The organism is Nocardia sp. NPDC057668 (assembly GCF_042799795.1).
Taxonomy (GTDB): Bacteria; Actinomycetota; Actinomycetes; order Mycobacteriales; family Mycobacteriaceae; genus Nocardia.
The window spans coordinates 266,402-292,246 of sequence record NZ_JBHVIC010000001.1; the positions used below are offsets into that span (position 1 = coordinate 266,402).

A 25,845-nucleotide genomic window follows, 5' to 3' on the forward strand; every position below is an offset into this window, starting at 1 on the left:
ATGACCATCGCATCCGGCGAGGTCCTCATCGACATCGACGATGTCGGCATGTCGTTCACCGGCTCGGCCGGGGAACCTCTCACCGTGCTCGAGCACGTGAATCTGCGCCTGCACGACGGGGAGATCGTGGCATTGCTGGGCCGTTCGGGCTCGGGCAAGTCCACCCTGCTGCGGGCGGTGGCGGGCCTGCTGGCCCCCACCAGCGGGCAGGTCCGCTACCGGGGTGAGCCGCTGACCGGGTCCAATCCCGGTGCGGCCATGGTGTTCCAGTCCTTCGCGCTGATGCCGTGGCTGAGCGTGCAGGACAATGTCGAACTCGGGCTGGCCGCGCGCGGGGTGAATCCGCGCACCCGGCGCGAACTCGCCCTCGCGGCGATCGACCGGATCGGCCTGGACGGGTTCGAATCGGCCTATCCCAAGGAACTTTCGGGCGGGATGCGCCAGCGGGTGGGCTTCGCCCGCGCGCTGGTCCTGGAACCGGATCTGCTGCTGATGGACGAACCGTTCTCGGCGCTGGATGTGCTGACCGCGGAGAATCTGCGCGGTGAACTCGTGAAGCTGTGGGCCACGGACGATTTCCCGACCAAGGCGGTGCTGATCGTGACCCACAACATCGAGGAGGCGGTGCAGCTGGCCGATCGGGTGGTGATCCTGGGCGCCAATCCCGGGCACATCATCGCCGAGGTCGCGATCGAGCATCCGCGCCCGCGCAATCGGCGCGCGCCGGGGTTCACCGCCACGGTCGATCAGATCTACGGTCTGCTGACCGGGCGCGACACCGAGATCCAGAGCGCGGCCCCCGATGCGGGCACCCCGTTCGCGACCCCGCTGCCGCAGGCCTCGGTCGGCGGGATCGCGGGCCTGCTCGAGCTGGTGTACGCCGCGGACGGGCGCGCGGATCTGCCCGATATCGCCGATGATCTGAGTTTCGAACTCGATGATCTGCTGCCGCTGGTGGACGCGGCGGCGCTGCTGGGGTTCCTGCTGGTGGAGTCCGGTGATGTGCTGCTGACCAATGTGGGGGCCAACATCACGACCGCGAACATTCACACCAGCAAACACATTTTCGCCACCCAGGCGCGGCGGCGGGCCCCGCTGGTGCGCACTGTTTGCAGCGCGCTGATCGGCAGCGCGGACGGCACGGTGCGCGCGGACTTCTTCCTGGATCTGCTGCGGCGCGGATTCTCCGCCGAGGACGCGCGCCGGCAGCTCGACATCGCGATCGATTGGGGCCGCTACGGCGAATTGTTCGACTACGACACCGATTCGGGCCGGATCACCGCCGATCCCGCGGGCCTGAGCGACCTGCCCGAACATATCCGCCGGCGCTGAGAGCGGGCGGGGGCGATCGCACGGCGCGCCGACCCGGCGCGGGCGTGGTTGACTTCTGATGATCATGTGCCACAGGAGGTTCCGTGCCCGCGCCGTCCATTCCCCCCGGTTTCGACTTCACTGATCCGGATCTGCTCGCCCAGCGTTTGCCCATCGCCGAGTTCGCCGAATTGCGCCGCACCGCACCGGTGTACTGGAATCCGCAGCCGCGCGGAACCAGCGGCTTCGACTCCGACGGCTACTGGGCGGTGACCAAACTCGATGACGTCAAAGAGATCTCGCGCAAACCCGAGGTGTTCTCCTCGGAGGAGAACACGGTGGTGATCCGGTTCACCGAGGACACCACGCGCCCGGAGATCGAGATCCAGCGCGCGCTGCTGCTGAACATGGATCCGCCCCGGCACACCAAGTACCGGCGCATCATCGCCAAGGGTTTCACCCCGCGCGCGGTGGACTCGCTGCGTGATGCGCTGCGCGAGCGGGCGCAGCGGATCGTGCACGAGGCCAAGCGCAGCGGCGGCGGTGATTTCGTGGAGCAGGTCGCCGCGGAGCTGCCGTTGCAGGCGATCGCGGATCTGATCGGGGTGCCCCAGGCCGACCGGCACAAGATCTTCGGCTGGACCAATCAGATGATGGGCTACGAGGATCCCGATTTCGAGGGCGATCACCGCATGGCCACCGCCGAGGTCATGGGGTACGCGTGGGGTCTGGCCGAGGAGAAGCGCGCCTGCCCGATGGACGACATCGCGACCTCGCTGCTGCGCTCGGACATCGAGGGCGAGGCGCTGGCCTCGGACGAGTTCGCGTGGTTCGTGGTGCTGCTGATCGTGGGCGGCAACGAGACGATCCGCAACGCCATCACCCACGGGATGAAGGCGTTCGTGGACAACCCCGAGCAGTGGGAGCTGTACAAGGATCAGCGCCCGCGCACGGCCCCCGATGAGATCGTGCGCTGGGCCAGCCCCGTGGTGGCCCTGCAGCGCACCGCGCTCGAGGACACCGTGATCGGCGGTCAGCGCATAGCGCGCGGTGACCGCGTCGGATTGTTCTACGCCTCGGCCAATTTCGACGAGGATCACTTCGAGAACCCGTACACCTTCGATGTCCTGCGCACCCACAATCCGCACGTGGGCTTCGGCGGCAACGGCACCCACTACTGCGCGGGTGCGAACCTGGCCCGCCTGCAGATCGACCTGATGTTCAACACGATCGCCGAGGTGATGCCGAACCTGCGCCAGGTCTCGGACCCGGTCCGCCTGCGCTCGAGCTGGCTCAACGCGATCAAGAGCTGGCACGTGCACTACGGGTGAGGACCGATCCCGCGGGGGTGCGATTGTGTGCGGATGGGTGTGCGGGCCCGGTTGTGACTAGCATCTGAAACGTTTTGGACAGTGTCAGATCTATTGGGCCGCGCGGCTCGCGGCGGCCCGTGGGGGCCTTATGAAGCAGATTCTGTTCGCGGCGATGATCGCGTTGGCGGTGTCGATCACGGTGACGCCGGTGCTGGTGCGGATCTTCGCGCGGCAGCAGTTGGGGCAGGAGATCCGGGCGGACGGGCCGCGCACGCACCTGGCCAAACGCGGGACCCCGACCATGGGCGGGATCGCGATCGTGCTGGGGATGTGGGCGGGGTACCTGGGGTCGCATCTGATCGGGATCGGCAACGACGAACCGGGGGTCACCGCGTCGGGGCTGCTGGTGCTGGGTTTGGCCACCGCCCTGGGGGTGGTGGGATTCCTGGACGATTTCATCAAGCTGTACAAGCGCCGCAACCTCGGATTGACCGCCACCGGAAAGTATGTGGGGCAGGTGGGCGCGGCGGTGGTGTTCGGGGTGCTGGTGCTGCGGTTCCCCGACAGCACCGGGCTGACCCCAGGCAGCCGGCACGTCTCGATCCTGCGGGACCTGCCGTGGCTCTCGCTGATCACCCCGGTGTTCCTGCTGCTGGTGGTGTTCCTGGTGGTGGCCTGGTCCAACGCGGTCAACATCACCGACGGGCTGGACGGTCTCGCGGCCGGGGCGATGGGCCTGACGCTGGGCGCCTATGTGCTGATCACGTTCTGGCAGTACACCAACGCGTGCACCACCCGTCCGGGCCAGGGCTGCTACAGCGTGCGCGATCCTCTGGATCTGGCGATGGTGTGCGCGGCGACGGCTGCGGCGTGCGTGGGGTTCCTGTGGTGGAACGCGGCCCCGGCCAAGATCTTCATGGGCGACACCGGATCGCTGGCGCTGGGCGGGCTGCTGGCGGGGTTGTCGATCACCTCGCGCACCGAACTGCTGATGGTGGTCGTGGGCGCGCTGTTCTGCGCGGAGATCCTGTCGGTGCTGTTGCAGATCGCGGTGTTCAAAAGTTCCAAGCGCCGGCTGTTCCGGATGGCGCCGCTGCATCATCACTTCGAGCTCAGCAGCTGGCCCGAAACCACTGTCTCGATCCGGTTCTGGCTGCTGGGAGCGGTGGCCGCGGCGACCGGGCTGATGCTGTTCTACGGCGATCACCTGACCGCGACGAGTTAGAGAACTCTGAGGAGTTGGTGAGCGCGCGATGAGGATTCGGCGGCAAAGGACCCCGCTGACCGACCGGGGGCGGGTTTTCTCGCGTACTTCTCAGTAAGGTCTGTCAGCGGACGGTCACCTCGCTCGCGGGGCGGCCGTGCGGATTGGGCCCCGGAGCTGTTGCGGCCCGGAGGTATACGAAATGAAAAGGACGAGCAGTTGACGCTTCACATGACCGGACGCATCGCGATCGCCGCGCTGACCGTCGTGACCGCCCTGGGATTGTCCGCGTGCGGTGAGGGCGACAAGCCCGGCACGACCGCCAAGAGCACCACCTCGAAGGCGACCACGGCCGCCCCGGCGGGCAACTACCCGCCCGCCCCGACCGTGGCGGATCTGAACGCCGAACTGCAGCGCGTGACCGATCCCGCGGTGCCCCTGGATCAGAAGACCACGTTCCTGCAGGGTGTTTCGGCCGACCCGAACCTGCCCCAGCTGCTGACCGACTTCTACCAGCAGAACAAGGCCACCATCACCGTCACCGGGGTGACCGATCTGGGTAACGGCACGCTGACCGCGGACGCGCAGGCCGCGATCGCCGGTGGCGCCCCGCAGCAGGCGACCGTGCCGATGGTGGTCGAGGACGGCAAGTGGAAGGTCCAGAAGGAGTGGATCTGCAACATGCTGACCCTGGGCAACGTGGTCTCCCCCGCCTGCGCGTGAGCTGAGCACCACTGGCGGGTCGCGAGCCCGTGAACACGAAAACCCCGTACCTTTCCGCGATGAGAATCGCGGTCCGGTACGGGGTTTCGCTGTTTCGGCGGGTGGATCGGTGCGCGCGGATCAGTGCGCGGCCACGACCTGTCCGGCCACTTCGGGATCCTTGGGCTTGACCCGGGGCAGGAAGAACGCCGGGATCAGGGTGACCACCAGCAGCACCAGGGCCACCACGAAGGTGTGCCCGAAAGCGGTTGCGGCCTGGTCGAATCCGGTCTCGAGCGCACCCGGTGGCAGTTTGTCGGCGATCGTGGGGTCGTAGTTCGAGGCGATCGCGGGCTGGGCCAGGGTCTGGTTGTTGAGCAGGTTGGTCAGCACCACCGAGATGACCGCGGTGCCGATCGATCCCGCGGTCTGGTTGACGATGTTCATCAGGGTCGAGCCGCGCGCGACCTGCGCGTGGGTCAGGGTCTGGATGGCCGCGGTCATGGTCGGCATCATGGTGCAGCCCATGCCCAGACCGGTGACGAACAGCGCCGCGCACAGCATCGGGTACGGGGTGTCAGCGCTGACCTGGGTCAGGAACGCCACTCCGAGCGACATCACCGTGATACCGGTGAGCACGATCTTGCCGGGTCCGATCTTGTCGACCAGGCGGCCCGCGATCGGCATGGTGAGCATCGCGCCCAAGCCCTGGGGGGCGATGAGCAGGCCGGCCATGAGCGTGGATTCCCCGCGTACCTGCTGCAGGTAGCTGGGCAGCAGCAGCCCCGAGCCGAAGAACGCCATCGCGAACAGGGTCATGGTCATGACCGCGTAGCGCAGCGACTTGTTCTGGAACAGGCGCAGATCGATCAGCGGGTGCTTGGCGCGCATGGCGTGGAACACGAACGCCACCATCAGCGCCAGGCCGATGATCGCCGGGATCAGCACGCGCTTGGACGCCACGGTGCCGGCCTCGGGGATCGAGGACACACCGAACAGGAACAGCGCCAGGCCCGGTGAGGCCAGCAGCATGCCCACGAAGTCGAACGATTCGGAGGGTTCGGGCCGGTCGGCGGGGAAGATGATCGCCGCCAGCGCGAGAGCGACGATGCCGATGGGCAGGTTGATCAGGAAGATCCAGTGCCAGGAGAAGCTGTCGATGAGCCAGCCGCCCAGGATCGGGCCCAGGATGGGGCCCAGCAGCATCGGCACACCCAGGACCGCCATGACGCGCCCGATCCGGTGCGGGCCCGCGGCGTGGGTCATGATCGTCATGCCCAGCGGCATGAGCATGCCGCCGCCCAGGCCCTGGATGACGCGGAAGGCGATGAGCGATTCGATGCTCCAGGCCGTGGAGCACAGCACCGAGCCGAGCACGAAGAACACCAGCGCCGCCATGTAGAGGCGTTTGGTGCCGAATCGGTCCGCCGCCCAGCCGGTCAGCGGGATGACCGTGGCCAGGGCCAGGGTGTAGCCGGTCATGGACCACGCCGCGATGGCATACGTGGTGTCGAAGGTTTCCTGGAACTTGGGGATCGCGACGGTCACCACGGTGATGTCGAGAATCGACATGATGGCGCCGAGAACGACGACGCCGGCGATCTTCAGTACGCCGGCGTCGAGTTTGTCATCGCCGGGCGCACCCGCTTTGCTTAAATCCGGAGGAGTGGTCACCGCTTAAGCCTGCCAGCTCGATCGCCGCAGAACCAATAGCCGTTCGCCCCGACACGCCCGAATATTTCGCCGGCTCCACCTCGCTGAACCATTCGAGATCCTTTCGCCATCGCACACAGCGCCATCCAGCGTCGGACCTCAGCCACGATACTGAGAAATAGCGAATCTTTAGCTAACAATTCGGCCGAGAATTCACCTCCCCGAGGCCGCGGAACGCTCCACTTGTCCACGTACGCTGAGCATTCACCGTGAATGGCAAGGAGTTCCCAGCGATGTCCGACCCCGTGCTGGGACTGACCGGTACGCTGACCACGCCGATCCGGGGCCCGCACATGCTCGGTGAGGTTCTGGTCGCCATTCGAGGGGGGACCGAGCTGTACATCGCGCGCGCCGCGGAGCCGCTGGACTCCGGCGCCACCGTGCTGGTGGTGGGCGTGCATCCGGGGCGGATCGTCGATGTGGTGCCGTGGATCCCCTTACCCGGCGGCCATCGTGGGGACATGTGAATTATCAAGGGAGACAACAGTGCTGGGTTATCACGTACCCGACCCCGATGAGGCCATGCTGGTCAGCGGCGGGGGCAGCAAGGACAACGCGCCGTTCCGGGTGGTGATCGGTCACGGCACCTGGGTGCTGCCGTTCTTCCGCAAGGTGCGGTTCCTGTCGCTGGCGATGTTCGAGGCCGAGATCGCCGAACGATGCGTCACCAAACAGGCCATTCAGCTCGATGTGCGCGCGGTCATCGCGTTCAAGGTCGCCAACGACACCCAGTCCATCGTCAATGCCGCCCAACGCTTCCTGTCCGAACAGGAACAGGAGATGTCGGTGCTGACCGGGCGCATCTTCTCCGGTCATCTGCGCTCGATCGTGGGCTCGATGACGGTGGAGGAGATCATCCGCGAGCGCCAGCGCCTGGCCGATGAGGTGCTGGTGGCCTCCAAGGTCGAGATGGGCAACATCGGGCTCTCGGTCGATTCGTTCCAGATCCAGTCGATCGATGACGGCAACCTCGGCTACATCACAGCATTGGCCGCCCCGCACAACGCCGCGGTCCAGCGTGATGCCCAGATCGCCCAGGCCGCGGCCGCGCAGGCCGCCGCCCAGGCCGAACAGGAATCGCTGCGCCGCCAGGCCGAGTATTCGCGCGAGACCTCGATTCTGCGCGCGCAGTATCAGCACGACATCGACAAGGCCAATGCCGAAGCCGCCCAGGCCGGTCCGCTCGCGCAGGCGGTGGCGTTGCAGGAGGTGCTCGAGGCCCAGGCCGAGCAGGCGCGCAAACAGGCCGAGCTGCGCGAACAGCAGTTGCAGGCCGAGGTGGTCAAGCCCGCGCTGGCCGAGGCCGAGCGGGTGCGGATTCTGGCCGAGGCCGAGGCGAACCGCACCCGGATCCAGGCCGAGGCGGCGGCCTCGAACAATCGGATCGCGCTGGATCAGCTTCTGATCGAACAACTTCCGGAGATCGTCAAGAGCGCGGCGGCCGGTTTGGCGCACGCTAATGTTACGGTCCTCAATGGCCCAGAGGGGGTCGGCGAAATCATCAATGGCATGGTTGGTCAGGGCCTGACTGTCTTCAATTCGTTGCAAAAGGCACTTTCCTCCGACAATGATCGAGCCGCGGACTAGAGTTACCGCGAGGGACGCGGCGACGAGGAGCAGGTGTTCAGGTGTCCATCGGGAAATTGGTGTCGTTCGACAGCTCTCGGGGGTTCGGTTTCATCCGTCCGGAAGACGGTGGGCCGGACGTGTTCGTCCATGTCAACGACATCGGACTGGATGAAGACGAGTTGCGGCAGGGGCGGGTCTTCGAATTCGACGTGACCGAAGGTGATCGGGGACCCAAGGCGGTCAATCTGGCGCTGGCCGCGGGTGCGAGCGCACCGCCGCCGCCGGTGCGCACCCACAAGAGCAAGGAACGGGTGCACGGTCAGTTGAGTGCGGCCGAACATCGCCGGCTCATCACCGAACTGCTGCTGGACGCCTCACCCGCGCTCACCGCCGGGGAAATACTGACCATCCGCGACCGGCTGACCGCGTTCGCCGATCAGCACGGGTGGCTGGAAAGCTAGAGGTTCGGGCACAACAGACCGCTCACCCCGTACGATCTCGAGGGACCGCGACCGGTGATTTGTCACCGGTCGCACCGTCTACCTGGGTAGGACAACCCGAGGAGGTCGTGTGGAGCTGCCCGTCATGCCGCCGGTCAAACCGATGCTCGCCAAATCGGTCTCGGCCCTGCCGCGAGAATCCGGACTGCGCTACGAACCCAAATGGGATGGCTTCCGGTGCATCGTGTTCCGCGACGGGGACGAGATCGAACTGGGCTCACGCAACGATCGCCCCTTGACCCGGTACTTCCCCGAACTGGTGGAACTGCTGGGCACGGTGCTGCCGGACAAGTGCGTGATCGACGGGGAGATCGTGATCGTCACCGAGCACGGCCTCGACTTCGACACCCTGCAACAGCGCCTGCACCCCGCGGCCTCGCGGGTGAACAAGCTCGCGGTCGAGACCCCGGCCAGTTTCGTGGCCTTCGATCTGCTCGCGCTCGGGGACCGGGATCTGACCGGTGAACCGTTCGCCGAACGCCGCGCCCTGCTGGAAACCCTGCTCGATACGCGCGGACCAGACGCGGGCGCGACCCGCATCCACCTCACGCCGATGACCGATGATCCCGAGGTCGCCCAGGACTGGTTCACCCGGTTCGAGGGCGCGGGGTTCGACGGGGTCATGGTCAAGGCCGCGGATCTGGGCTACCTGCAGGACAAACGGGTGATGTTCAAGGTCAAACACGAACGCACCGCGGACTGCGTGGTCGCGGGATTTCGCTGGCACAAGGACGGCGAAGGGGTCGGCTCGCTGCTGCTGGGGTTGTTCGACGAGGACGGCAACCTGCATCACGTGGGCGTGGCCAGCTCCTTCACCGCCAAACGCCGCAAAGAACTCGTCACCGAACTCGCCCCGCTGCGCGAGAACGCGCTCGAGAACCATCCGTGGCGCGAATGGGCCGACGCGGCCGCCCAGGCCCGCGCGGACGGCAAGATGCCCGGCGGCGTGAGCCGCTGGACCGGGGGCAAGGACCTGTCGTGGGAGCCGCTGCGCCCGGAACTGGTCGCCGAGGTCCGCTACGAACACGTCATGGCCGGGCGGTTCCGCCACGGCGGGCGCCTGGCCCGCTTCCGCACCGATCGCACCCCGCGATCGTGCACCTACGCCCAGCTCGACGAGGTCGCCCCCGCCGAGCTGGCCGACATCTTCGATCAAGCCCGAGCGGCGAAAGGCACTGTGCGGTGAGCGATTCGGTCGAGATCGAGGTCGACGGGCGCACCGTCGCCATCTCCAACCCCGGCAAGATCTACTTCAGCAAGCGCGGGGAGACCAAGCTCGATCTGGTCAACTACTACCTCGCGGTCGCCGAACCCATCATGAACACCATCCGGGACCGCCCGGTGCTGCTCGAACGCTATCCCGACGGCGCGGGCGGCAAGTCCTGGTTCCAGAAACGCGTCCCGAAATCGGTGCCGTCCTGGCTGCAGACCACCGAGGTCTCCACCCCCAACGGCACGGTCAGCGACGCCCTGGTCGCCGCGGACATGGCGCACCTGCTGTGGGCGGTCAACCTGGGCTGCTTGGGATTTCACGTCTGGCCCACCCACGCCGACGCCCCCGCGGCCGGCACCGCACCGCCGGTGTACGACGCGGCCGGGGAACTGCTGCCCCCGACCGGGGTCACCGACGAGTTGCGCATCGACCTCGATCCCTCGCCCGGCATCTCCTTCGACGATCTGCGCGCCGCGGCCCAGCGCACCCGCGAGCTGTGCGGCGAACTCGGAATCGACGTGCGTATCAAGACATCCGGGTCGCGCGGGCTGCACCTGTACGCGTTGCTCGAACCGCGCTGGGACGGCTACCAGGTGCGCGCGGCCGCGGTCGCCCTGGCCCGCGAACTCGAACGCCGGCACCCCGACACCATCACCGCCCAGTGGTGGAAAGAGGAACGCGGCTCCCGGGTGTTCGTGGACTACAACCAGAACGCCCCGCACAAAACGGTGTTCGGCGCCTGGTGCGTGCGCCCGAAGGTCGGCGCCCAGGTCTCGACCCCGATCTCCTGGGACGCGCTGCCCGAGGTCACCAACGACGAGCTGACCATCGCCACGGTCCCCGCCCGCGTCGCCGAGTTCGGCGACCCCTGGTCCGACCGCACGCCCCAGGACCTGACTCCCCTGCTCGAGCTGTCCGACAAGGATTTGGCCGCGGGCCTCCAGGATGCTCCCTGGCCCCCGCAGTACCCGAAAATGCCGAACGAGCCCTCGCGGGTACAACCCTCACGGGCCCGCAAGGACGCCGACTAGCAGCAGAGTGGTCCGCGCGGCGCTCGCGCATGCCGGACTCCGCGTGCCGCAAGAACATCGATAAGCGTGCACGGCAGGCACATTCCGCACCGGCCGCCCACTTCATCGGCCGCGCCCGGACCCGGGTACGACCGAACGCGGCTGGTGGACGGTGACTGTTCGCCGTTGTGACCGGCACTCGGCGTGCGCCGCCGCACCGGCCCGCCGGGTAACTGCGCGGCCGCATTGTCGGCACAACCGCGCACGCCGCCCCCGCCGCACCGGTCCCCGATGCACCATGGTGGGGTGAGCACCGAGCGCGTGAAGGTGCGCTGCGTCCTGGTAATCGGCGAGGGCGACAAAGCGATCGCCTACCTCGAAACCCCCTGGCACCCATCCTGGATGGCCATCCAATGGCCCGCCGCCCAGATAGCCGCCCAAGCCGACCTGCCCCGCAACGAGCTGCCCGGCCGCGAGTTCTGGGTGGAGGCCGCCCACGCCCCCGACAACACCCTGACCCTGACCGGCTTCCGCCTGGTCTTCGACCCCCGCCTCTAGCGAGCCCGGCCACCCCCACCCGGACATTCACTGCCGATCGGGCGGGGCGCACCTGATGCTCGGCTTACATCAATGGGGAGTCGATGTCGCTGACGAGCCAGCGCCCCCCAGACGTTCTCCACGGTCGCGCGGATGACGATGGCCTGTCGCTTCGGTTCGGGTTCGGCTGCGCGCGTGCGAATCTGGACGACATTGATCAGGACTGTCTGGCGCAGGAGATCGCCGCCGACCGAGCCGCGGTCGGCCGATTCGACCCACGCGCGCACCTGTCCGGACCGACCCGGCGCCGGTCTTCGTTCCGCACACCCCGTAACCGGGCGATACCGCGATGGTCCCGGTTCGAGCCGGGACCATCGGGTGTTGTCGCATCGAGTGCACGCCTGCGGTGCGTGCCCGAGATCAGCGCGCGCCGTGGACCTTCGGGAAGGACTCGCCGATCAGGGTGGTGAGGGTGTCGGCGAGCAGGTCGTGGACCTGGGGGCGGGTCAGGCTGCCGCGCACGATCCATTCGCGGCCCGCGGCTTTGACCAGCCCGCCGTAACAGCGGACCAGGGCCTGGAGTTCGGCGCTGTGCAGCGAATCCTCGAGCCCGACCATCTGCACGACGCGAATCGCGGCGGCGTTGTCGGCCTCGTCCAGGATGCGCTGCACCTCGGGGTCGTCGCCGATCCCCTCGAGGCCGGTGACCTTGACCCAGGTGGTGCCGTGTTCGCCGATGGTGTCCAGCAGCCATGCCACGCTGGCGTTCACGCGCTCGCGGGTGGTGCCGGTGGGCACCCCCATCTCGAGCGCGCGCGGCAGGGTCACCATGCGGCGCACGACCGCCAGGTACAGGTCGCGCTTGTTGCCGAAGTAATGGTTGATCAGCCCGCGGGCCACCCCGGCCCGCTGGGCGAGCTCGGCGGTGGACACCGCGGCGTACGGACGTTCGCCGAACATGTCGATCGCGCAGGACAGTATCTGCGCGCGGCGTTCGTCGGGCTCGAGCCGGCGCCGCCGCGACGGGGCGTCGTCGGCGGTCACCGGGCCGGTACCGCCGGGCTTCGACGGTGCGTGACTGTCAGAGTGAGCGGGCAATGAGGTCCTTCATCACCTCGTTGGCGCCCGCGAGGATCCGCAGGATCCGGGCGCCGGTGTACAGCTGGGCAATCGGGTATTCGGTCATGTACCCGTAGCCGCCGAAGAACTGCAGGCAGCGATCCACCACATTACCGAGTTGATCGGTCAACCAGTACTTCGACATGGCAGCGGTGGGAATGTCCAGCTCACCGCGCAGGTGCTTGCTGATGCAGTCGTCCAGGAAAACCCGGCCCACCTTGGCGATGGTCGCGCACTCCGCGAGCTCGAAGCGGGTATTCTGCATCGCGAACAGCGGCTTGCCGAACGCCTCGCGGCCCTTGGTGTACTCGATGGTCAATTCCACCGCGCGCTCGGTCATCGCCACCGCCATAATGGCCGTGACCAGGCGTTCCTGGGCCAGCATCTGCATCATCTGATAGAAGCCCTGGCCCTCGGCCGAGCCCAGCAGATTCGTGGCCGGCACCCGCAGCCCGTCGAAGAACAGCTCGGCGGTGTCCTGGCCCTTGCCGCCCATCTTGGACAGGATGCGCCCGCGCGTGAATCCGGGGGTGTCGTCCCCGACCTCGGCGAAGATCAGCGAGACCCCGGCCGCGCCCAGCGCCGGATCGGTCTTGACCGCCAGGATGATGCCGTCGCACAGCCACCCGTTGGAGATGAAGATCTTCGATCCGGTGACGACGTATTCGTCGCCCTCGCGCACCGCGCGGGTCTTGATCGCCTGCAGATCCGAACCGGTGCCCGGCTCGGTCATACCGATCGAGAGCACCATCTCACCGCTGGCCGCGCGCGGCAGCACCGAGCGCTTGAGCTCCTCGGAGCCGAACTCGTGGATGTAGGGCGCGATGATCGAGGAGTGCACCGGCATGCCCATGGCCCCGTCGCCCTGCTGGCACTGGGCTTCGATGATGGCCGCCTCGTGCGCGAAAGTGCCACCGCCGCCGCCGTATTCGGCCGGGATCGCAGCGCACAGCAGGCCGAGTTCACCCGCGCGCCGGTAGAGCTCGCGGTCGGGATGGCCCTGCTCGATGAATTTGTCCTCGTGCGGGACCACCTCCTTCTCGAAGAAGGTTTTCGCGAGTCCGCGTACGGCCTCGACCTCGTCGTCGCTCCATGCCGGGCGTGCCATTGTCGTTCCTTCGTGTCCCGGGCGCGCACCACCGCGCCTCGTGGACAAGGGTGCACTGCTATTGGCATCGTGTCAACAAAGTGTCAACAGCCGGCCCCCGGCACTACCCCGCATCCCCCGCCCGTGACTGATTCACCTCGGCGAACGTGGTGAAGATCGGAACATCGGGATCGGCCTCGATCCCCTGCCTGCGCAAGAACCCATCGATCAACCCCCACACCAATTCCGTTGCCTGATCGATGAACTCATCGGTCTCACCCGGGGACGGCCGATCCGAATCGCGCAACCACAGATCGGTGATCGCCACCACCGCACCCACCAGCGCCCGCGACAGATAATCGATCCCCGAGGTCTCGAGCGGCACCGCCTCGGCCACCGACCGCGCCATCGCCGACAACCGCCCCGACGCCTCCCGCCCCAGATCCAGCTGCAACACCCCCGACTGCTGCAACACAGGCGCCTGCCCCAGATACCGGAACACATTGGGGTGCTCCAGGATTCCGTTCGCGTAATCGGTGAACACCCGCCGCAACGCCACCCGCGGCGGCGCCAGCATCAGCGTCATATCCGAACCCGCCGCCGAGAACGCGCGCTGCGACATCCGCGTGGCGATCTCGGTGAACAGATCACCCTTGTCCGCGAACTGGCGATACAGGCGCGGCTTGGTGATACCCGCCTCACGAGCGATGTCATCCATGCTCGGCCGGGGACCATCACGATCGATCACCCGAATCGCCGCGTTCACGATGTCATCGCGGGTCACCGCGGCCGTACCGGCAGATGTCCGAACCACCAGCGCAGTGTACATGTACCGACGGTACGACGGGCTCCCAGCGCACCCTCGCCCGCCGAACCGTGCGACAACCCGAACATCGCGTGACCGAGGCCACAACCCCGATCAACCACCCGGCATTGCGCTCACCCAAAACGTACTGCCAGTATCGAAACTCGTACCGGCGGTACGCACGGCGACGAGTGGGCACCCCACCGAACACCGACCGCCCACCCGAGCAGCCGACCCCGAAAGCCCGCCATGCCCGAACCCGCACACACCCTCGCCACCACCCTGCAGGCACCCCTGCCCGAGGCCTTCGGCCAACTCACCGACACCGACCTCACCGAACTCGACCGCCTCCTCACCACCGCACTCACCCGGCGCGCCACCACCCTCGACACCGCCATCGCCAACTCCCTCGACTTCGTCCCGCGCCTCATGCGCCCCGCCGTCAAGAAAGCACTGGGCCTATGAGCGAACACCTCGCCGCCGTCGCCGAAACCACCAAACTCGCACGCCTGCTCGGCATCTCGGACCCCACCGACCTCGACTTCCTCGTCGACCTCCCACCCGCGGCCATCCGCCAATTCCGCGAACGCGCCACCGACCGCCTCTTCGACCGCGACGCCAAACGCCTCCACACCGTCGCCCAAGCAGCCAAACTCGTCCCCGTCAGCATCAGCGCCAAAGTCGCCGAACGCGCCTTCGGACCCGTCCTGTGCGCCGCCATCGCCGGCGCCGTCGAACCCACCCGCGCCATCGACATCGCCAAAACCCTCCCCCCGGCCTTCCTCGCCGCCGTCGCCGTCCAGATCGACCCCCGCCGCACCGCCGCCATCATCGCCGCCGTCCCACCCGCACTCGTCGAAAAAGTCGCCCGCGAACTCCTGGCCCACGGCGACCACATCACCATGGGCCGCTTCGTCCACGTCATCCCCGAACCCGCCCTGCGCGCCGCCGCACCCGTCATGAGCGACATCGACCTCCTGCGCATCGGCTTCCTACTCGAAGACAAAACCGCCATCGACAACGTCCTGCACATCGTCGCCGACCGCGTCCCCGGCATCATCCGCGCCGCCGCCGAACAACACATGTGGGCAGAAGGCATCGACCTGCTCGACTCCATCGCACCCCACAACCGCGCCTGGATCGGCGACACCGCCGCCGGACTCGGCGGACCCGTCCTTGACTCCCTCATCGCCGCCGTCGCCGACCTCGACGCCTGGGCCACCCTGCTGCCCATCACCAGCGCCATGAGCCACGACAGCCTGCGCCTGTTCGCCGAACGCCCCGCCGTCCACGCCGAACCCGTCCTCGCCGCCATCACCGACACCGCCCTCAACGCCGGACACTGGCTCGAACTCCTACCCCTCGCCGCCCACCTGCCCCCGGCCCAACTCGCCTTCGTCGCCGCCCGCGTCGCCGCCGAAACCGACGACCGCCTCGACCACCTCATCCGCCAAGCCGACACCGCCGGCCGCTGGGACGCCATGATCCCCGTCGCCCTCGCCATGACCGACTCCGAACGCCGCCGCCTCGCCGCCCTGCCCGTCATGGGGGACCCCGACGTCCTGCGCGCCATCATCACCAGCACCGCCGAACACCAACTATGGTCCCAGGCACTGCCTTTGGTGCACGCCCTACCCGACACCACCACCCCCACCCTCGCCCACTGCATCGGCGACCTCACCCCCGAACAACTCCTGGCAGCCGTACGCACCGCCGCCCAGAGCGACACCATCGACACCCTCGTCGACATCGCCCTCGCCCAGGAACCGCACGGGCGCGCCCGAGTCCTGGAACTCATCGACACCATGGACGACATCGAGGACTTCCTCACCGCCCTCACCGCCCACACCCCCGACGCGGTCTGGAACGCCTTCGCCCGCGTACGTGACGAAATCCCCCCACGGCTCCGCACCCAACTCGCCGAACGCGCACGCGAACTCGACCACCCACACCACGCCACCGCACTCCAACCCGCAACCGCCACAGCCCAATAGCACCCACCTGCACCGCACCCCGCCGCGAAACCGGCGGGGTACGCGCACGTTCGGCGCCCACACACCGAATGTGACCGGCGTCGCCACCACCCACCACCGGTCACGACCACCATCCCCGCGATGCGACAATGGAACCTCACCCGCAGCCCCCACGAAGGACCCCACCCGTACCGATGGCCGAGCACACCGCACTGGACCAGACACTCGAGAACACGGCCATCGACCCCGATGACCTGGCCATCTGCCTCCGGGTCCTCGAACACGCCGCCGAACTCGACAAAGACCACCCCGACTCGGTCACCGTCCAGCGCGCCGTCGGCCACATGTTCAAAAAACTCAAGCAGCGCCGCCGCACCGCCGCCCGCGACATCATCTCCACCGCCGACAAGGCCGTCATCGCCGCCACCGCCACCGGCTCCCCCAACCGCATCGACGACGAAACCGCCGGCATCCCCATCAGCGGCTCGGTCATCGACAGCGGCACCGCCGGCACCCTGCTGCGCGCCCGCCCCTGCTACATCTGCAAGCAGAAGTACACCCGCGTCGACGCCTTCTACCACCAGCTCTGCCCCGAATGCGCCGCCCGCAGCCACGCCAAACGCGACGCCCGCACCGACCTGTCCGGCAAACGCGCCCTGCTCACCGGCGGCCGCGCCAAGATCGGCATGTACATCGCCCTGCGCCTGCTGCGCGACGGCGCCCACACCACCGTCACCACCCGCTTCCCCAACGACGCCATCCGCCGCTTCACCGCCCAGCCCGACAGCGCCGACTGGCTGCACCGCCTGCGCATCGTCGGCATCGACCTGCGCGACCCCGCCCAGGTCGTCGCGCTCGCCGACGACGTCGCCGCCCAGGGCCCGCTGGACATCCTCATCAACAACGCCGCGCAGACCGTGCGCCGCTCCACCGGCTCCTACAGCGCCCTCGTCGAAGCCGAGAACGGCCCGCTGCCCGCGGGCGAGCTGCCCGACGTGATCAGCTTCGGCAAGACCATGCAGGCCCACCCGGCCTCCATCACCGCCTCGCTCACCCCGACCCTCACCGGCGCCGACATCACCGACCTCGCCCTCATCGCGGGATCGGCCACCCCCGAACGCATTTCGCAGGGCGTGGCCATCGACGCCGGCGGCCTGGTCCCCGACCTCGCCCACACCAACAGCTGGGTCCAGACCGTCGCCGAAGTCGACGCCACCGAACTCCTCGAAGTGCAGCTGTGCAACTCGGTCGCGCCGTTCATCCTCATCTCCCGCCTGCGCCCCGCCATGGCCGCGGCCGCCGGCCGCCGCAAGTACGTCGTGAACGTCTCCGCCATGGAAGGGGTGTTCGGCCGCGCGTACAAGGGCGCCGGCCACCCGCACACCAACATGGCCAAGGCCGCGCTGAACATGCTGACCCGCACCAGCGCCCGCGAGATGTTCGAGGCCGACAACATCCTGATGACCGCCGTCGACACCGGCTGGATCACCGACGAACGCCCGCACTACACCAAGATCCGCCTGGCCGAGGAAGGCTTCCACGCCCCCCTGGACCTGGTCGACGGCGCGGCCCGGGTGTACGACCCGATCGTGCGCGGCGAGGACGGCGACGACGTCTACGGCGTGTTCCTCAAGGACTACGAATCCTCCGCCTGGTAACCAACTTTCGGTGATCACGCCGCTCGCGCCCCGCCCCTCTTTTCAAGGCAGTCTTTAGACCTTGTGGGGTTTGGGGCGCTTTCGGCGTCTGAAAGTGAGATACATAGTTAGATGCGCATATTGACGTATAGGTATCTAATACCTGTCGCAGAGCCTCAGGCGACGTTCACAACGCTTCGACCTGCGCAGATGCACTTTTCCGAGAGCCCTGTTGAGCGGCGTCTACCCTTCCGTGCCACGAGCGCTCACGCCTGCACGACCACTCCCCTACCCCGCGGTCACCGGCGCGGGGTGTCGCAGGAGCATCCGAAGGAGCTGGTTTCGTTCCGCGCCAGCAGATTTGGATGCTCGGCTCGGGCACACCCCCTCCTCTTACGGGGGTAGATGACACGCCGGTAATACATCTATAGATGCGCATATCCCAGTGTTGATATGTATGAGTACCGCACGGTGACGGTGCTTCTATCCTGGGAACATGTTCTTCCGGCTGCTGGCGGACGTGACCGCGGGCGTGCACTTCCTCTTCGTCGCCTACGTCGTGGTCGGCGGATTCATCGCGTGGCGGTGGCCGCGGACGATCTGGCTGCACCTGGCCGCCTTCGGCTGGGGTTTCAGCACAGTCCTGATCGGAATCGACTGCCCTCTCACCGATTTGGAGAACTGGTCCCGCAGGCAGGCCGGCGAAGCGGGCCTGCCACCGAGCGGCTTCATCGACCACTACATCACCGGCGTGATCTACCCCGAGAGTGCTCTCGAGCTGGTTCGGGCGCTGGTGGCCGTGGTGGTCGTCATCTCCTGGATCGGCCTCTGGCTCCGAACCTCGCGTCGTCGACACGGTGCGGCCAGTACGTAGCGGGCAACCACAACGTCCGATCTCGCATCGGGGCTTTGATCGGAGTTTCCTCCGATGCCAACATACGGGTGTGGTTGGATCGGCAAGACCGCCAAGGTCAACGCACTATTCTGTCAATTCTGCGGCATGTCTTGCGGATTCAGTCCGGCGACGGACAGCCGGAACAGCCGCTGCGCCTTGGCGGCAGCGTCGGGGTGGTGCTCGGTGGCCAGGGCGATGCCGACTATCAGCGAGATCAGCTCCGAGACGGTGACATCCTCCGCTACGGTTCCTTCACCGATCGCTCTGCGCAGCAGCGGATTTCCCGCCTCTTCCAGCGCGACGGAACAGGCGTTGTGGTACGGGCCGGACTCGGTGTCGTCGTAGGACAGGGCGACCGCCAAGCCCCGGGCACGCACGCAGTAGGCGACGACCTCGGTCAGCCATTCCAGCAGCGCGGAACGGCCGTCGCCGGCGCCGGTCAGGTCGTGGGCTCGGGCGCACAGCGCCTCGATGCGCTTGTGGGACACGGCTTCCAGTAGGGCCTGGCGGGTGGGGAAGTGCCGGCGTACGGTCGCCGAGCCGACCTCCGCTATCCGGGCGATCTGCTCGAGGGAGGCGCCGGAGCCGTGGGCGGCGACCTGCTCCTCGGCAACGGCGAGGACGCGCTCGTAGTTGCGACGCGCGTCCGCACGCTTCTGCTCGGGCACGGCTTCACCTCTCCTGCTTGCTAAACGGCGGGGCCCGCCATATCGTACCCGAACATAAACGGCGGGGTCCGCCGTTTAGCAATCGAGTCATCGAGGAGCCCCCATGACGACAGAATCCGCACCCGTACTGGTCACCGGCGCCACCGGCAAGCAGGGCGGCGCGACCGCCCGCGCCCTGATCGCCGCGGGCGTTCGCGTACGCGCACTGGTGCGCGACCCGTCCACCTACCGAGCCAAGGCCGTCGAAGCGCTGGGCGCCGAACTGATCACGGGCGATCTACACGACCGCGACTCGGTCATCCGCGCCGCCGAGGGCGCACGTGCCGTGTTTTCCATTCAGATGCCCGAGATCACCGATGGCGGCGTCGATGTCGACGGCGAGATAAGCCAGGCCGTGAATCTCATCCAAGGTGCGAAAACCGCCGGGGTACCCCAGTTCGTACACACCTCGGTATCCGGGGCCGGCCAGCACACGGGGGCGCCCGGCTGGGCCGAGGGCCGGTGGGCGGCCATGGAACCGGTTCTGGGCGCCAAGGCGGCAATTCAGAACCACGTCCGCGCGGCCGAATTCCCGCAGTGGACGATTCTGAAGCCGGGTACGTTCATGGAGAACTTCCTGCCGTCGGCGGCGTACATGTTCCCACGCGGGATCGCCGGTGGGTTGGTCAGCGTCATCGATCCCCGGACCCCGCTGTCGCTGGTCGCGGTGGACGACATCGGACGCGCGGCCACCGCAGCGATCACCGCACCACAGCGATTCCAGAACATCGAGTTGGAATTGGCCGGTGACTACCTGTCGATGACCGACATCGCCGAAATCCTGACGCGCACACTGGGAATACACCTGACCGCACCGGACATGACCGAGCAGCAGGCCGCGGCGGCGGGAATGGCCTTCGCCACCGCACACGAGTGGCTCAACGTCGTCGGCCAGCCCGCCCGCCCGCCCGCAGTACGCCACAGACCTCGGGATCCCGCTGACCACCTTCGCCGAGTGGGCACGGCAGCACATGCGAGCCGACGCTTGACCCAGAACCACCGCCATCGCGGACACCGAGCGAACCGACGGTAGCGGCCGGAGATCGCTCCCGTTGCGGCGCAGACCCATTCACGCCGGTGCGTAGGCAGAGGTGGCCCGTATCGCGCCCGCATGATGGATCCGCCTGTCCGGCCCCGGATTTCGGAATGGATCGCACTAGAGACAGATGATCAGCGGTTCGCGAAACAACACCGGCACAGACGATCTCGTAGTCGCGCACAGTCTTCGTCCACAGGACCAAACCGGTGTGCCCGGCAACACGAACCCCAGGGCAGACAACTCGAGTGCCACACCGATTCACCGCTGCTGCCGCGGTGGGCAATTCAGGCGGCGCGCTCCTGCGCTCGCTTCTGCTCACCTGCGTGGATACCGAAAGCTGTCCCGGCGTCCGCGCACACGGCTCTGACGTTCGTGGAGGAATACCCGTGAGAGTGCTGCATGATCACACATCCCTCGCCCCGAGTTCCAGCACCGCAGTCGCCGAGCCGGTGACCGGGGTCCCCGCCGTACAGCAGTCGGCCCGGACGACGGAGGAGGCAGTCGTGGCGACGCGCCTGATCACCGGGATCGCGGCGGGAAGTCGCGGTGACTTCACCGAGTTCTATCGCCTTACCAGTCGTCGCGTTCTCGGTCTCGCGCTGCGGATCTCGAACAACCACACCACCGCGGAGGAAGTGAGCCAGGACGTCTACGTGCAAGTCTGGGCTCAGTCCGCGCGCTACGACCCCCGTATGGCCAGCCCCCTCGGATGGCTGTTGATGCTGACTCATCGTCGCGCGGTGGACCGCGTACGAGCCGACAGCGCACGCCTCGGGCGCGACGTGCACTACGACCGGCTCAGCCGCGAACGCGCCCATGACCTGGTCGTCGAGTCGGTGTTCCGACGCGCTGATCGACGCGCCGTGCTGCGCGCACTGGACATGCTCACCGATCTGCAACGCCAAGCCGTCGTGCTCGCCTTCTTCGACGGACTCACCTACCTCGAGGTGGCCGAGCACCTCGGCAAGCCGCTCGCGACGGTGAAATCCCGTATCCGTGACGGGCTCGAGCGGCTGAGGCACCACCTGACGAGAACCGCCGTCTACGAGTGACCAATCCATGTCCGGGTCGGCTCCGATACCTTTTCGCCACCCGCGGATCGAGAACGGGGCCGCCATAACCGATCAGGGGCGATTGTCTTCGGCAATCGTGGCTACCAACCGCCTCGGCCACGCTGTTCGATCCAGTGAAGTCGTCACACTCGTGTTTCATCGCGAATCGAGGAGAAGCCATGCGCACAAACCGATTGCGGGCTCTACGACATCTATCCGGGCGCACGGCCCGTCGCGTTCTCGTGCTCGGCAGCGCGATGGTGCTGCTGGGATCGGGTGCTTCCCACACCGCCGCATGGGCGGCGCCGACCGCGCCCGAGGATGATCCGTTCTACTCCACGCCCCGGGACATCGCGGACCGCTCGAACGGTACTGTCCTGCGCAATAGGGAAATCCGCATGTTCGGGCTGCCGCTGCGAGTATCGGCATGGCAATTGAACTACCGAACCACCGGTTCGGATGATCGTCCCGTGGCCTCCATAGCCACCGTATTGGTCTCGGCCACACCCTGGTCCGGGCCCGGCCCGCGCCCGCTGCTGTCCTATCAGGTGGCCGAGGACAGTTTGGGGGCTCGCTGCGCACCGTCGGTCGCGCTGCACCGCGGACCCGATTCAGCGGTCTCGAGCACCGTGATCGAGATGCCATTCATCGTCGATGCCCTGCGCCAAGGGTGGGCTGTGATCATCCCGGACTATCAGGGCCCGGGCTCGCGGTTCTTGGATGGCGAGCACGCCGCGCGCGCGGTGCTCGACGGGATGCGCGCGGCCCGCAGCTTCGCACCCGCCGGGCTGAGCACCGACAGCAAGATCGGCGCGTGGGGCTACTCCGGTGGCGCGTTCGCCACCCTGTGGGCCGCGGAGCAACGGGGTCGATACGCACCGGAACTGCCGATAGTCGGTGTCACCGCCGGCGGTGTTCCCGTCGACATAGCGACCATCGCCCGCGATGCAGACGGCGGCGCGCGAGCCGGGCTGACGATGTTGATCGTTTTGGCACTGATGCGCAATGCCACCGGCCCCGAGTTGGCCGCCCTGATGAACGAGCGCGGACGAGCGGTGATGGTCGCGGAGTCCGCCTCGTGTGGCACCGATCTCCTGGCTCGATACCTCGACGCCAAGATCGACGACTACGCGAAAACCCCGGGACTGCTCACCCATCAGGCGTTCCTAGCGGCCGCGCAGCGGCAGGAACTCGGTAACCAGACCCCTGACATCCCGCTCTACCTCTACCACAGCACCACCGACGAGGTCGTACCCGTCGCCGGGTTCGAGGCTCTTCTGCGCCGATACTGCAGTTCCAAATCCACTGTGGTCGAGCGTCATTCATCAGCGGACGGCCACAACGGCACCGCGATGTCCGAGGCGGCAGGCGCTCTGGCCTTCCTGACCGACCGCTTCGACGGAACGCCACTCACGCCCGGATGCGACCGGGCCTGACCCTGCTCGAAAGTCCTACGTCGCCAATCCGACTCCTGGCGACGACATACCGGACCGCTGCGCGATGACCATCCCGACCGACCAGGGACTCCCGGTGCTTTGCGGTCACTGCATCGACAATCCCACCGGGTGCTCCCAGTCCGCATCGCACATCCACACCCACAACGCGTATCCGCGACCGATGACGATGCCCGTCGGGTCGCGCTCCGCCGGGGTGTGCGCGCCCACCGGATGCCACAGCTCATCGCCGTCCCATTCGGCTCCATGGGCCTTGAGCAGCAAGGTCATCGACGAGCCGCAGTCCTCGCACCGCATCGGCTGGGGATCGGTCAGAGTCCACGACGCGTAGCCGCCGACCTTCCACCCGGTCGTGATCGACCGGCCCCACCCGTACCGCCGACCGGTGCGTTCTTCCCAGACCGCGACGCGGGCGGCGAGGTCCCCGGGCAGCAGGGCGTGGTATTCATACTCGGTGATCTGTTCCGGCGACACCGTGCACGCGGCGGGCACGTACAGGTCGTTGCCGACCCACGACGGGGACGGTGGTGTCCGCAGCACGTTCGTGACCTCGCCGGAGCGCCGCCAGCGCACCGTCACCGCCGGTGTCCACAACGGGTCGTGGTCGACCGGGCACCACAGGACCTGCAGCAGGTCGGTGCCTTCGGGGCCGAGATAGTCCGCTGTGTCGCGCCGGTACAGCTGCGCCACCGGGATCAGTGGCACCGGATCGGTATCGATCTTCCCGGCGCCGGGGCCCTCGAACTCGATCCAGGACCGATGGTCGTCGGTACACACCGGCCACTCCTCGGTGGCGGGCCACAGCAGCGGACCACCCACCGAGCTGTCCCCGATCCCGGGCGCCCCGCGGCGAGGGTGCAGGCGGGTGGCGGTCCGCCGGTACGCGGCGAGTTCGGGCAGATCATCGGTGATGCCGTCGAGATGCTGCGGGGTGATGGGCACACCGCGACCGTAGCGGGCGGGCACGACAGTGGGTACGGCACAGGACTTCCCGGGGCAGTGTGCGGCCGACCCGGTCACCACTTGCGGCGCACTATGGCCGAGTCGCGGCGACCTCACCTGCGGACCGGCCGATAGCCGTCCCCACTCCCCCGTCGACAGCGGCCCGCGGGGACGGTGTTCGGTGATGATCGGTTTGTCCCATCGATGTCCCCGTTGATGCCCTGGCGATCCCTGGTCCGTTGTACCGGTGCGGTCGTGGACCAATCGATCGGGGGTGGCAAGACGAAGTGAGGGTTGGAGCCCGGCGGGCGCGTGGAAACGCCACAGGGTTCCGGGTAAGGGAAGGCCTGCCGGTTGGTGCGCAATGAGCCAGTGCATCACCCGGCAGGCCGGACGGTCGCCGGAGCGGCACATCTCGACGCTGCAGTGCGTGCCGTTCCGGTCGAGAGGCGACATCCGCATCCCCCGATGCCATCCTGCAGCGGATGTGGCCTCCTGTCCCGTCCGCCCCGGGTCCAGCATGTTTCTCGGACCAGGGTGTGGAGTCGGGACGGCCGGCCCGGACCTCGCCCCGATGGGATACGAGGTCCGGGCCGTGCGGGATCCGATCATCGCCCGCGTTCGGCCGCAGTTCCAGACTCTTGCCCGCGATCGGCGGGGGCTGGGCCGCCGAACCCGGACAGCGTCGGTACCTTGCCGCGAGCCCACACCCGCGGCGCGTCGCCGACCGCGGTGGATACCGACGCGCCGGTGTGCCTCACGACACATCCGTCCGCGTCGGGTATGACTGAGGTCGACCCGAGTTGCCACCGATGTGCCCTACGACGTCGAGGGTTGTCGCCGCTCGGTACGAGCGACAACGGGCAACGCGGTCAGGACCGAGGGTGAGTCGATGAGTGACAGCAGGACACTGCGGGCGTGGTGGCACGACGCGGTCGACTACGACTGGCTGGTACGCACCCTGGGGGCCCGATCCGCCCTCACCCCTCTCAAAATCTTGATCGGCACCACCGGGGCCGCGATCGCGGTCATGGGCGCGGTGATCGCGGGCACGCCGGTGGGGCCGCCCGGGCATCCCGGCATCGCCTCGTCGGTCGGAGTGGTGGCGGGGACCGCGTGGGCGTTGCGCTGGTGGCTGCTGCCGTGGCCGAGCAGGATCGAGTCGCTCGTGCTGATCGGTTGCGCCGATGTGCTTTTCACGATCGAGTTCCTGCAGGTGCCCAACCGACTGTTCGGGGCGACGGGAACGGTGCTGCTCGTGGTCACCGGAAGCTACCTGTGCGTCTTTCACGGCGCCCCGGCCCTGCTCGCGCATTCGGCGTGGTCGGTGCTGTCGGTGACGGTCTTCTCGGTGCGGATAGCCACCGGCGGCGAGGACGTCCGCCTGGCCGTCGCGATCGCGCTGCTGCTGCTCGCGGCGATCACCGCGCTGCCGGCGTTCAAGATCCTGTACTGGCTGCTGCGCATCGAGTCGCTGGCGGACCCGCTGACCGAACTGCTGAACAGGCGGGGCCTGGAGACGCGGCTGCCGCCGCTGGTCGAGCGCAATCCCGCGGTCTGTGTCCTGTATTTCGATCTCGATCGATTCAAGAACGTCAATGACACCTGGGGGCACGGCATCGGCGACCGGGTCCTGGTGCGCACCGCGCGGCGGCTTCGAGAGGCCGCCGGCGACGAGGCGGTCGTGGCGCGCACGGGCGGCGAGGAATTCGTGGTCGCCATTCCGATCGCCGCGGCCGCCGCGCGCGCCGAAGCCGACCGGCTGCGTCAGGTCGTCGCCGAACCGGGCGACACCACGGTCCCGGTCACCGCCAGTGTCGGCGCGGCGCTCTTCGACTCCACGACCTGCCCCGGGTGTCCGCGCCCGACGGCCGACCGGCTGCTGCAGTCGGCCGATGCCGCGATGTACCGGGCCAAGCAGGCCGGCGGGAATCTGGTCGTGGTCGACGAACTCATGCCGCCGCGCCACCACCACGGCACGAACCCGGCCCAACCACGCTAGGCCCGCTGCGTCGCGACCGCCGAACTCACCGCCGACCGTGTGCGCACCCGGCCCGAGTCAC

Annotated in this window: 24 protein-coding genes; 18 read left to right on the plus strand and 6 right to left on the minus strand. The window is 67.7% G+C overall.

Annotated features, from left to right (window positions below):
- The 4 genes from ACFVBH_RS01315 (at nt 1) to ACFVBH_RS01330 (ending at nt 4,551) form a co-directional block, all read left to right on the plus strand.
- A complete protein-coding gene (locus ACFVBH_RS01315; protein WP_378998718.1) occupies nt 1-1,332 on the plus strand; it encodes a nitrate/sulfonate/bicarbonate ABC transporter ATP-binding protein in 1,332 nt (443 codons plus the stop codon).
- 83 nt (nt 1,333-1,415) lie between these two features.
- Complete coding sequence (locus tag ACFVBH_RS01320; protein WP_378998721.1) at nt 1,416-2,642, plus strand: cytochrome P450; 1,227 nt, start codon at nt 1,416-1,418, stop codon at nt 2,640-2,642.
- A 130-nt stretch (nt 2,643-2,772) separates the two neighbouring features.
- Complete coding sequence (gene mraY / locus ACFVBH_RS01325; protein ID WP_378998723.1) at nt 2,773-3,849, plus strand: phospho-N-acetylmuramoyl-pentapeptide-transferase; 1,077 nt, start codon at nt 2,773-2,775, stop codon at nt 3,847-3,849.
- A 198-nt stretch (nt 3,850-4,047) separates the two neighbouring features.
- Entirely contained in the window at nt 4,048-4,551 is a 504-nt protein-coding gene (locus ACFVBH_RS01330) for a hypothetical protein (RefSeq protein WP_354985582.1), read from the plus strand.
- A 120-nt stretch (nt 4,552-4,671) separates the two neighbouring features.
- Here ACFVBH_RS01330 and ACFVBH_RS01335 read toward each other — a convergent pair whose 3' ends face one another.
- On the minus strand, nt 4,672-6,204 hold the full coding sequence (locus ACFVBH_RS01335) for a DHA2 family efflux MFS transporter permease subunit (RefSeq protein WP_378998726.1): 1,533 nt from the start codon (nt 6,202-6,204) through the stop codon (nt 4,672-4,674).
- A 272-nt stretch (nt 6,205-6,476) separates the two neighbouring features.
- On the opposite strand from ACFVBH_RS01335, the gene ACFVBH_RS01340 reads away from it, so the two are divergent.
- The 6 genes from ACFVBH_RS01340 (at nt 6,477) to ACFVBH_RS01365 (ending at nt 11,093) form a co-directional block, all read left to right on the plus strand.
- On the plus strand, nt 6,477-6,710 hold the full coding sequence (locus tag ACFVBH_RS01340) for a hypothetical protein (RefSeq protein WP_354985580.1): 234 nt from the start codon (nt 6,477-6,479) through the stop codon (nt 6,708-6,710).
- Between the two features lie 19 nt (nt 6,711-6,729).
- Entirely contained in the window at nt 6,730-7,830 is a 1,101-nt protein-coding gene (locus ACFVBH_RS01345; protein WP_379001548.1) for an SPFH domain-containing protein, read from the plus strand.
- A 59-nt stretch (nt 7,831-7,889) separates the two neighbouring features.
- Nucleotides 7,890-8,273, plus strand: a complete 384-nt coding sequence (locus ACFVBH_RS01350; RefSeq protein WP_379001550.1) for a cold-shock protein — start codon at nt 7,890-7,892, stop codon at nt 8,271-8,273.
- A gap of 109 nt (nt 8,274-8,382) precedes the next feature.
- Complete coding sequence (locus ACFVBH_RS01355) at nt 8,383-9,498, plus strand: ATP-dependent DNA ligase (protein WP_378998728.1); 1,116 nt, start codon at nt 8,383-8,385, stop codon at nt 9,496-9,498.
- Complete coding sequence (locus ACFVBH_RS01360; protein ID WP_378998730.1) at nt 9,495-10,556, plus strand: DNA polymerase domain-containing protein; 1,062 nt, start codon at nt 9,495-9,497, stop codon at nt 10,554-10,556. Before ACFVBH_RS01355 ends, ACFVBH_RS01360 begins: the two co-directional genes overlap by 4 nt.
- Before the next feature lie 285 nt (nt 10,557-10,841).
- Nucleotides 10,842-11,093, plus strand: a complete 252-nt coding sequence (locus ACFVBH_RS01365) for a hypothetical protein (RefSeq protein ID WP_354985576.1) — start codon at nt 10,842-10,844, stop codon at nt 11,091-11,093.
- A 399-nt stretch (nt 11,094-11,492) separates the two neighbouring features.
- Here the strand turns inward: ACFVBH_RS01365 and ACFVBH_RS01370 are convergent, their stop codons facing one another.
- From ACFVBH_RS01370 to ACFVBH_RS01380, 3 genes are all read right to left on the minus strand, one after another.
- On the minus strand, nt 11,493-12,116 hold the full coding sequence (locus ACFVBH_RS01370; protein ID WP_354985575.1) for a TetR/AcrR family transcriptional regulator: 624 nt from the start codon (nt 12,114-12,116) through the stop codon (nt 11,493-11,495).
- A 37-nt stretch (nt 12,117-12,153) separates the two neighbouring features.
- Nucleotides 12,154-13,299: an acyl-CoA dehydrogenase family protein gene (locus ACFVBH_RS01375; protein WP_378998733.1), complete on the minus strand. Its 1,146-nt coding sequence runs from the start codon at nt 13,297-13,299 to the stop codon at nt 12,154-12,156.
- A gap of 103 nt (nt 13,300-13,402) precedes the next feature.
- The gene (locus tag ACFVBH_RS01380) at nt 13,403-14,092 is read right to left on the minus strand and encodes a TetR/AcrR family transcriptional regulator (RefSeq protein ID WP_378998736.1); all 690 of its coding nucleotides are present in this window, start codon (nt 14,090-14,092) and stop codon (nt 13,403-13,405) included.
- 240 nt (nt 14,093-14,332) lie between these two features.
- Between ACFVBH_RS01380 and ACFVBH_RS01385 the strand changes: the two genes are divergently transcribed.
- The 4 genes from ACFVBH_RS01385 to ACFVBH_RS01400 all read left to right on the plus strand — a co-directional run bounded on the left by ACFVBH_RS01385 (nt 14,333) and on the right by ACFVBH_RS01400 (nt 18,567).
- Entirely contained in the window at nt 14,333-14,548 is a 216-nt protein-coding gene (locus ACFVBH_RS01385; RefSeq protein ID WP_354985572.1) for a hypothetical protein, read from the plus strand.
- On the plus strand, nt 14,545-16,077 hold the full coding sequence (locus tag ACFVBH_RS01390) for a hypothetical protein (RefSeq protein ID WP_378998739.1): 1,533 nt from the start codon (nt 14,545-14,547) through the stop codon (nt 16,075-16,077). Before ACFVBH_RS01385 ends, ACFVBH_RS01390 begins: the two co-directional genes overlap by 4 nt.
- Before the next feature lie 173 nt (nt 16,078-16,250).
- Nucleotides 16,251-17,714 (plus strand): SDR family NAD(P)-dependent oxidoreductase, encoded by a 1,464-nt coding sequence (locus ACFVBH_RS01395; protein ID WP_354985570.1) that lies wholly within the window; start codon nt 16,251-16,253, stop codon nt 17,712-17,714.
- A 475-nt stretch (nt 17,715-18,189) separates the two neighbouring features.
- Nucleotides 18,190-18,567, plus strand: a complete 378-nt coding sequence (locus tag ACFVBH_RS01400; RefSeq protein WP_378998742.1) for a DUF2784 domain-containing protein — start codon at nt 18,190-18,192, stop codon at nt 18,565-18,567.
- A 113-nt stretch (nt 18,568-18,680) separates the two neighbouring features.
- Here ACFVBH_RS01400 and ACFVBH_RS01405 read toward each other — a convergent pair whose 3' ends face one another.
- On the minus strand, nt 18,681-19,256 hold the full coding sequence (locus tag ACFVBH_RS01405) for a TetR/AcrR family transcriptional regulator (protein WP_378998745.1): 576 nt from the start codon (nt 19,254-19,256) through the stop codon (nt 18,681-18,683).
- Nucleotides 19,257-19,359: 103 nt separating this feature from the next.
- On the opposite strand from ACFVBH_RS01405, the gene ACFVBH_RS01410 reads away from it, so the two are divergent.
- The 3 genes from ACFVBH_RS01410 to ACFVBH_RS01420 all read left to right on the plus strand — a co-directional run bounded on the left by ACFVBH_RS01410 (nt 19,360) and on the right by ACFVBH_RS01420 (nt 22,822).
- Complete coding sequence (locus tag ACFVBH_RS01410) at nt 19,360-20,328, plus strand: NmrA family NAD(P)-binding protein (RefSeq protein ID WP_378998747.1); 969 nt, start codon at nt 19,360-19,362, stop codon at nt 20,326-20,328.
- 509 nt (nt 20,329-20,837) lie between these two features.
- A complete protein-coding gene (locus tag ACFVBH_RS01415) occupies nt 20,838-21,386 on the plus strand; it encodes a sigma-70 family RNA polymerase sigma factor (protein ID WP_354985566.1) in 549 nt (182 codons plus the stop codon).
- A gap of 179 nt (nt 21,387-21,565) precedes the next feature.
- Nucleotides 21,566-22,822 (plus strand): lipase family protein, encoded by a 1,257-nt coding sequence (locus ACFVBH_RS01420; protein ID WP_378998750.1) that lies wholly within the window; start codon nt 21,566-21,568, stop codon nt 22,820-22,822.
- A 105-nt stretch (nt 22,823-22,927) separates the two neighbouring features.
- Here ACFVBH_RS01420 and ACFVBH_RS01425 read toward each other — a convergent pair whose 3' ends face one another.
- Entirely contained in the window at nt 22,928-23,782 is an 855-nt protein-coding gene (locus ACFVBH_RS01425; RefSeq protein ID WP_378998752.1) for a hypothetical protein, read from the minus strand.
- 892 nt (nt 23,783-24,674) lie between these two features.
- Here ACFVBH_RS01425 and ACFVBH_RS01430 point away from each other — a divergent pair.
- A complete protein-coding gene (locus tag ACFVBH_RS01430; RefSeq protein ID WP_354985563.1) occupies nt 24,675-25,784 on the plus strand; it encodes a GGDEF domain-containing protein in 1,110 nt (369 codons plus the stop codon).
- Nucleotides 25,785-25,845 lie beyond the last annotated feature (61 nt).